General features: G+C 68.4%; 9 protein-coding genes. 2 read left to right on the top strand and 7 right to left on the bottom strand.

The window, feature by feature from the left end:
• Positions 1-23: 23 nt before the first annotated feature.
• The 4 genes from M3498_02005 to M3498_02020 are packed head-to-tail and all read right to left on the bottom strand — an operon-like array spanning position 24 to position 2,486.
• On the bottom strand, positions 24-839 hold the full coding sequence (locus M3498_02005) for an energy-coupling factor transporter transmembrane protein EcfT (protein ID MDQ3458071.1): 816 nt from the start codon (positions 837-839) through the stop codon (positions 24-26).
• A 30-nt stretch (positions 840-869) separates the two neighbouring features.
• Positions 870-1,445 carry an ECF transporter S component gene (locus tag M3498_02010; GenBank protein MDQ3458072.1) on the bottom strand — a complete coding sequence of 192 codons (576 nt, stop codon included), beginning with the start codon at positions 1,443-1,445 and terminating at the stop codon, positions 870-872.
• Positions 1,446-1,462: 17 nt separating this feature from the next.
• The gene (locus M3498_02015) at positions 1,463-1,918 is read right to left on the bottom strand and encodes a YeeE/YedE family protein (GenBank protein MDQ3458073.1); all 456 of its coding nucleotides are present in this window, start codon (positions 1,916-1,918) and stop codon (positions 1,463-1,465) included.
• Position 1,919: 1 nt separating this feature from the next.
• Positions 1,920-2,486 carry a YeeE/YedE family protein gene (locus tag M3498_02020; GenBank protein ID MDQ3458074.1) on the bottom strand — a complete coding sequence of 189 codons (567 nt, stop codon included), beginning with the start codon at positions 2,484-2,486 and terminating at the stop codon, positions 1,920-1,922.
• A 97-nt stretch (positions 2,487-2,583) separates the two neighbouring features.
• On the opposite strand from M3498_02020, the gene M3498_02025 reads away from it, so the two are divergent.
• Together M3498_02025 and M3498_02030 are read left to right on the top strand one after the other, a co-directional pair.
• On the top strand, positions 2,584-3,984 hold the full coding sequence (locus M3498_02025) for an MBL fold metallo-hydrolase (protein MDQ3458075.1): 1,401 nt from the start codon (positions 2,584-2,586) through the stop codon (positions 3,982-3,984).
• A gap of 64 nt (positions 3,985-4,048) precedes the next feature.
• Complete coding sequence (locus tag M3498_02030; protein ID MDQ3458076.1) at positions 4,049-4,384, top strand: HigA family addiction module antitoxin; 336 nt, start codon at positions 4,049-4,051, stop codon at positions 4,382-4,384.
• 24 nt (positions 4,385-4,408) lie between these two features.
• Here the strand turns inward: M3498_02030 and M3498_02035 are convergent, their stop codons facing one another.
• The 3 genes from M3498_02035 to M3498_02045 all read right to left on the bottom strand — a co-directional run.
• Positions 4,409-5,401 (bottom strand): molecular chaperone TorD family protein, encoded by a 993-nt coding sequence (locus M3498_02035; protein ID MDQ3458077.1) that lies wholly within the window; start codon positions 5,399-5,401, stop codon positions 4,409-4,411.
• A 12-nt stretch (positions 5,402-5,413) separates the two neighbouring features.
• Entirely contained in the window at positions 5,414-5,845 is a 432-nt protein-coding gene (locus M3498_02040) for a CBS domain-containing protein (GenBank protein ID MDQ3458078.1), read from the bottom strand.
• 44 nt (positions 5,846-5,889) lie between these two features.
• Positions 5,890-7,695 (bottom strand): molybdopterin-dependent oxidoreductase (locus M3498_02045; GenBank protein MDQ3458079.1); only part of this gene is annotated, 1,806 nt, incomplete at its 5' end.

Here is a 7,695-nt window from a genome sequence, read left to right on the forward strand (position 1 = left end):
GGCCACCTCCAAGCCGTCGGCCCTCACCTCCCCCACATCAAGCCGTGGCTCGCGAAAAAGACCAGCAGGCTCAAGCCCAGCAGGACGCGGCGCCCGAGCCGCTCCGCCGGGGGGTCGCTGAGCACGCGCAGCCTCGTCTTGGGCCCCGACGCCCGAAAGGCGCGCGCGTCCAGGACCGCCGCCCGCGCCTGCGCCTCCTGCAAGGCGCCCAGGACGAGCGGCCCGAGCAGCGGCACAAGCGCCCGCGCGCGCCCCAGCAGACCAGCCCTCAGCCTCAGGCCCCGCGCCTGCTGCGCCTCTAGGATGTCACCGGCCTGCGCGCTCAGGCGCGGCAGGAGAAGCAGCGCCGCCAGCATCACGTAGCCGAGCTCGCGCGGCCAGCCCGCCTCAGCGAGCGCCAGCACCAGGTCGGCCGGGTGGGTGCTCAAGGTGACGAGGAGTATGGCGCCCACCACGACGAGCAGCCGTCCGCCCACCACGGCCGCGAAGCGCAGGCCCTCGAGCTTGAGCTCGAGCGGCCCGAACGCCACCAGCACCTCCCGCGCGCCGGGAAAGAAAAAGCCCTGCACGAGCAGCAGCGACAAGAAGAGCGGCCCGAGCACCAAGAGCAGGCGTCGCGCCCAGACGCTCAGCAGCCCTCGCCCGCCGAGCCAGGCCAGCCCGGCCAGCAAACCGAGCAGCGTGAGCGGCCAGAGTAGCGCCCAGGCCAGGCCCCAAGGCAGACGCTGCCAGGGCGCGAAGGCCAGGAGCAGCACCGCCAGGACCAGGCTCGCCTTGCTGCGCGGGTGCAGCCGGTGGAGCGTACCCCGGCCCGGCCGGTAGAGCCCGTAACCCGTCACCCTAGCCCCTCACCTTAGACCCTCACCCTGCTAGCGGCGCGCCTTGCCCTCGGCCTCGAAGCGCGCACGCTGGCTCCTCGGCAGGGAGCGCACGAGCCCCCACACCAGCAAGAAGGTGATGAGCTTGTCGAGCGGATCGCTGACCAGGCTCTGGCCGAGGGCCGCCTGCACGACGTTGGCGCCGACACTCTGGAAAAAGGCCACCAGCGCGTCGGTGCCGCCGCCCGTCACGCCGCCGAAGAGGTAGGCCGCGACCGGCGCGCTGACCACCGCCGCGACCACGCCGGTCACCAGGCCCGCCAAGGCCGCCAGCCAGCCGCGGCGAAACCAGCCGGCCCTGGCGAAAACCCCCGCCAGCGCGCCGACGACCGCCGCCGTCAGGGCAAAGGGAAGCGCCGTGGGGCTGGCGACGAGGCCCCAGAGGAGGTTGGACAGGGCCCCGGTCAAGGCGCCGGCCAGCGGCCCGGCCAGCACCCCGACGAGCACGGTGCCCAGGCTGTCTAGATAGAGGGGCAGACGCAAGGCCGCCGCGAACTGCCCCGCGACGATGTTCATGACGACGGCCAAAGGAATGAGCGCCAGGGTCAGCGTACTGAGGCTTCGCATGTCCGCCAGGGGGCGCCTCAATGCGGCAGCTTGGGCCGCAAGACGCCGTAGGTCCAGGTGCCCAAGACGGCGCTGGCAAGCACCACCAAGACGACCGTATAGCCGCTGCCGATAAGCGCGGCGATGGGGCCGGGGCAGGCGCCCGTCAGCGCCCAGCCGAGGCCGAAGATGGTGCCGCCCACGATATAGCGGTAGGAGGCGGGCTCCTTGGCGGCGAAGGTGATAGGCGAGCCGCCCAAGGCCCGGACGTTATAGCGCTTGATGAGCCACACCGACAAGACGCCTACCAAGACCGCCACGCCGATGACGCCGTACATGTGAAAGGACTGGAAGCGGAACATCTCCTGGATGCGGTACCAACTGATGACCTCGGCCTTGGTCAGGACAAAGCCGAAGTACATGCCGAAGGCGAGATATTTGACACCGTCCATGAGGCCGCTGCGGGTCTCTAGCAGGCTGCGCGCGGTCGTCATCTCAGAGCCTCAAGACCCAGGGCAGGACGAGATGGGTGACGAAGAGCCCACCGATAAAGAAACCCATCACCGCGATAAGCGAGGGAAGCTGGAGGTTCGAGAGGCCGCTGATGGCGTGACCCGAGGTGCAGCCGCCCGCGTAGCGCGCGCCGAAGCCGACCAGAAAACCGCCGACGACCATGAGGATGAAGCCGGGCAGGGTCAGGAGGCTCGCCCAGCTGAACAGGCTCGTCGGCATCAGGCCGGACTCGTGGGGGACGCCCAGAGCCTGGAGTTCGGCCGCGGTCCGCGCGGAGAGCGCCACGGGCTCGGGGTTGCCGAGGAGCACCCCGCCGACGAAGCCGCCGAGCAGGATGCCCGCGAAAAAGATGAGGTTCCACGACTCCTTGCGCCAGTCGTAGTTAAAGAAGGGGTTCCGGTTGGGAATCATCGCGCACATGTGGCGCAGGTTCGAGGAGATGCCGAAGGGCTTGTTGCCGAGGAGGAGGAGCAGCGGCACCATCAGGCCGATGAGGGGACCGGCCACGTACCAGGGCCACGGCTGCGTCAGGAGGTAGGTGACGTTCATAGCGGAAGTATACTGCGCCGCCCGCTCGCTCGCGGGGCTTGACGATGCCGGGCCAGAGGCCGAGAATGGAGTATAGACTAGCGAAAAGGGGCATGCTATGGTGTTCAAGCGGATCTACGACGAAGACCTCTCCCAGGCGAGCTATTTCATCGGCTGTCAAGAACAACAGACGGCGCTGGTGGTAGACCCGCGCCGCGACGTCCAAGTTTATCTGGACGAGGCCGAGGAGAGCGGCATGAGGATCGTCGCGGTCACCGAGACGCACATCCACGCCGACTACCTCTCGGGCGCTCTCGAGCTCGCCCAGGCCACCGGCGCCGGCCTCTACCTGTCGGGCGAGGGCGGCGAGGACTGGCAGTACCGCTTCGCCCACGAGGGGCTCGAGGACGGCAGCGAGATTACCCTCGGCAAGGTCAGGGTGAGGGCGCTCCACACCCCCGGCCACACCCCCGAGCACCTGTCGTTCCTGATCACCGACGGCGCCACCACGGACCAGCCCGGCTTTCTTCTCTCCGGCGACTTCGTCTTCGTGGGCGACCTGGGAAGGCCTGACCTCTTAGACGAGTCGGGCGGCGGCAAGGACAGCCGCGAGCCGATGGCAAGGGCGATGTTCAAGAGCCTCCAGGAAACCTTCCTCAACCTGCCCGACTACGTCCAGGTCCGGCCCGGCCACGGCGCGGGCTCGGCCTGCGGCAAGGCGCTCGGCGCGGTGCCGAGCAGCACCGTGGGCTACGAGCGGCTCTTCGCCTGGTGGGGCCGCTACCTCGAGAATGACGACGAGGCGGGCTTCGCGGCGGCCCTGTTGGACGGCCAGCCCGACGCGCCCTTCTACTTCTCGCGCATGAAGCGCCAAAACCGCCAAGGCCCGGCGATTCTGGGCGAGCGAGGGGCCATCGAGCACCTGGGCCCCAGGGCGCTCGAGGAGGCCCTGGCGGGTGGCGCCGTCCTCATCGACACCCGCCCCCGCTCCGTCTACGAGAGGGGCACCGTTCCCGGCGCCCTGCACCTGCCCGCGGGCAAAACCTTCAGCACCTGGGCGGCCTGGATTATCGACCCGGAAGCGGACGAGCGCCCGCTCATCCTTTTGGCGGACGACCAGGAGACGGCTCAGGAGTTACGGGACAAGCTCGCGCGCGTCGGCATCGACCGCGTAGCGGCCTACGCCAGTTCGCTCGAGGGCCTGGCGCTCGAGCCCCGCCAGCAGACCCCACTCGAGGATTTTGATGCCAAGGACGCCTTCGTCCTCGACGTGCGGACCAGAGGCGAGTACGAAGACGGCCACCTTCCCGGCGCCACCCGAATCCACGCCGGCCGCCTCCTGCACGAGCTGGACGACTTGCCCAGGGACCGGCCCATCGTGGTGCACTGCCAGGCCGGCAACCGCAGCGCCGTCGCCTCGAGCGTTCTGCGCGCGGCGGGTTTCGACAACGTCTACGACCTCTCGGGAGGTTACAGCGCTTGGGCCGAGCGGGAGAAGAACAAACTACCGGGCGTATAAACCCCCAGCAGTGCGGCTGTCGGAGACTGTATTACCACTAACTAACACTCAAGGAGAGGATGTTATGGTCCGTATTCCAAGCCACCGCCCGCCGACGCATCCAGGCGAGATGCTCATCGAGGAGTTCCTGACGCCGCTGGGCCTCACCCAGCGGGAACTCGCCGACGGCATCGGCGTTCCCTACCAGCGCGTCAACGAACTCGTCAACGGCCGACGCGGCGTCACGCCGAGCACCGCGCTAAGGCTGGCGAAGTTCTTCGATGTTTCACCCGACCTCTGGATGAACCTGCAACTCCGCTGGGAACTCTACCGCACCCTGAAGGCCGAGGCGGCGGAGCTCAAGAGGATTCGACCCTACCGCCCCAAGCAGGGCGCTAAGATACCGACGGGAAGCGCGTAGGCCAAGCAAGAAGCAGCCGACGCCTCACTCCACGTCATCTCGAGCATCGAACGCCCCAAAGTCTTTGGCAAAGGCAAGCAACCGCTCATCCGTCGCCTCGAGCTTGCCGAGCCAGTCCTCCCAGACGGGTGCCAAAGCCGGATGCGCCCGCCCCCAACGCTCGATAGCCTCTCGCTGCTCCCGCGCCTCCCGCCGAAGCTCACCAAACAGGGCCTCGAGACGTTCCTGGTCGGCCGCCGCCTGGGCGAGCGCCTCCAACATAAAGGCCCGCTCGGCGAAGCGGACGGGCAGCTCGAGCCTTCTTCCCAAGCGGGTGATGTCCTCGCGGCTCAGAAAGAGGCCCGAGCGCGCCGGGGTGATGAGGCTCTGCAAGGCCGCTCGAGCCTCCCCCGCCTTGCCAGGCCCCCGCCCCTTGCCCGACAGCAGAAAGGGTTGCAGCTCGTCCTCGGCTTCGGGAAAGCGGAAGGCGGGCGCCGCCTCGCCCCCCAGGAGCGCGTCCGCGTGTTCGAAGAGCGCCTCCCTGGTGAGCGCCGCGACCACGCCGTAAAAGCCCCTCCCCGCGACCCGCTCGACCGCGTGCGTCAAGACCGGCAGCCAGGGCAGGAGCTGCTCGAAGAGGAGCGCCCTCTGGCCGTGGCGGGCGCGCGCCGCGGCCACCTCGTCAGCGGCTTGAGCTTCGCGCTCGAGCATGATCGTCACCGCCTCGAGCTCGGCGGCTATGTGGTCGCCCGCGGCCAGGCCCGCGCCCGCTTGCAGCTCGAGCCCCAAGGCCCGGTAGACGCCCGTCACGAAGCCCGACCAGGGGGCGTTCAGCCCGCCCGAGGGGTCCAGGTAGACCGAGGCATAGGGGTAGACGTTGAAGTCGAAGAGCCAGGAATGGTCCCCGGCAAGGTCGGCGCCGAGATGAGGCGCCAGCTCAGGGACTTCGCCTGCGAGCTCGAGCGCGTCCTCGCCCGGCGGCCCCAAGAAGAGCCCCGCCAGAAAGCGGGTGAGCGCGGCGCGCTCGAGCGGGCTCACCAGAGGGGCGGCTCAGCCACCGGCGATGTACTGCCGCAACTGCTCGATAAAGAACTCCTGCTGGGTGATGATGGCCTTGACCACGTCGCCGATCGAGATGATGCCCACCAGCCGGCCGTCTTGCGTCACCGGCAGGTGGCGGATGCGCTCGTCGGTCATGATATTCATGCAGCGCTCGACGGTGTCGTCGGGCGTGACGCATTTGGGCTCCGGGGTCATGATGTCGCGGACCCTTGTCTCGCGCGACGACTTGCCCTTCAAGATGACCTTGCGCGCGTAGTCCCGCTCGCTCATGACGCCGACGAGCTTGCCGCCCTCGAGCACCAGCAGCGCGCCGATTTCCTTTTCGGCCATCAGCCGGATGGCGTCGTAGACGAGCGCGTCGGGCGCAATCGACCAGAGCGAGGGTTCCTTCGTCAGCAGGAGCTGTTGGACGGTTGCCACGGTTACCCCTTTCGCTAGTTGGCGTTAGCCGATTATACGCGACGCTAATCGTCGCCGGGAATGAGTTCCCTCTCACCCAGGCCGGGCAGGTCGTAGGCTTCGCGGGCGGGCTTCAGCGGCCTGAGCAGCCAGTAGGGGCGGCGCGTCCCGTCGGGGCTGTGCTGGGAAGCCGGGCGAGTCTTGGCGAGCCATTCCTGGTAGGAGGCGTGCGCTCGCGCGGTGTCGGCGCGGATGTCGCCCTGCTTATCGCCCACGCGGGCCCTTTCGACCCTGACGGCCTGGTGCCAGCAGTGCATGCCGGAGACGGGGTCGGGGTGAACCTCGAAGGTGATGTTCTGGTGGACGCCCACGTCGCTCCACCAGATGCGGGCGGTGTCGGGGTCGGCGGAGACGAAGGGCGTGACGCCCCGCTCCCTCGTCATCCGCCACTCGTCGCCTTGGCGCGCCAGCGAGACGACGCTCGAGAGCGAGCGGTTGCCACCGCCCGCACCCTTATCAGTACCGTCGAGCCGCCAGCGCCCGAAGTGGTGCGAGCAGGCGACGATGTCGGGGCGGATGCCCTCGGTCAGCCAGGCCCTCACCACGAAATAGCCGATGCGGGTGGTGACGCGCACCAGGTCACCCGTCCTCACGCCCAGCTCGCGCGCTTTGGCGGGGTGCAGCCAGAGCGGGTTGGTGTGGGCGATTTCGTCGAGCCATTTGGAGTTGGCGCTGCGGGTGTGAATCTGCACGGGCAGCCGGAAGTTGGGCAGGAGGGCGATCTCGCCTTCGCGCAGCTTGTCGGGGTGAATATGGCTCTTGATGTAGGTGGGCAACGCGTACTCGGGCCAGCCCCAGTCGCGGAGCGTCGTCGAGTAGAACTCGAGCCTGCCCGAGGGCGTCGGCCAGCCGCGCAGGACCCGGCCGTCCACCAAAACGCCGACCGGCTTGCGCCCTTCGCCATCCTCTTCGGCCTGGGGAGCGTCCTTGCCCCCTCCCGAGAGGCTGTAGACGAGGCCGCCAAGGGCGCGCCTGTCGGCAAGCTCGTCTTCGGGGACCTCCTCGAGGAACGCGGCCTTGGGTTCGTGGGTCAGCTCGAAAGCCCCGTAGCGGCGCATGTAGCCAAGCGGCGTCAGCCCCTCCCTCGCCGCCGCCTCGGGCAAGCCGGGCACGCTTCGGTCGAAGACGTGACCGTAGAAGTCGTCCACGGTCATCTTTTCGCCGGGCGCGCCGGGCTTCTCGAAGTAGGGGCGGATACCCAGAGCGCCGTCCGGGTCGATGCGCCAGGAGAGCTCGAGCCAGAACTCGTTCTCCTCCCAGACCTCGCCGGGGTTGCAGTCGCGGCTATCTCCTACTTTCCGGCCGAGAGACTCATAGTAGGCCCTCATCACCGGCTGGCGAAAGCCCAGCCACTGGCTGTCGTGGGTTTCCTGGCTCATCAGGTCGTGGCGCTCGCTGGCGTGGCCCATCGGCAGAACGTAGTCGGCCAGCCAGGCCGACTCGCTCCAGGTGGGCGTCAGGGCGACGTAACACCCCACCTTGGACTCGTCGCTGAGGGCCTCCATCCAGGTAAAGCCGTCGGGGTTGGTCCACACCGGGTTGTAGACGCGGCTGAAGTAGACCGACAGCTTGCCCCGGCCCTCCTTGAGAAAGTGCGGCAGGAGAAAGCTCATCTCGAAAAAGGCCAGCGGGTATTCGTCGGGAAGGTGCAGGTCCTGCCACCACTTGGGCCCCGGCGCGGGGTGAGGATAGCTGGGCACGAACTTGTGCCAGGCATTGGGCCAGAAGCCACCCCTGGTGCCGACCGAGCCCGTCAGCGCGTGGAGCAGCATCAGACAGCGCGCCACCTGCCAGCCGCCCTCGTTGCCCGC

Source organism: Deinococcota bacterium, assembly GCA_030858465.1.
In the GTDB taxonomy this organism is placed as follows: domain Bacteria; phylum Deinococcota; class Deinococci; order Deinococcales; family Trueperaceae; genus JALZLY01.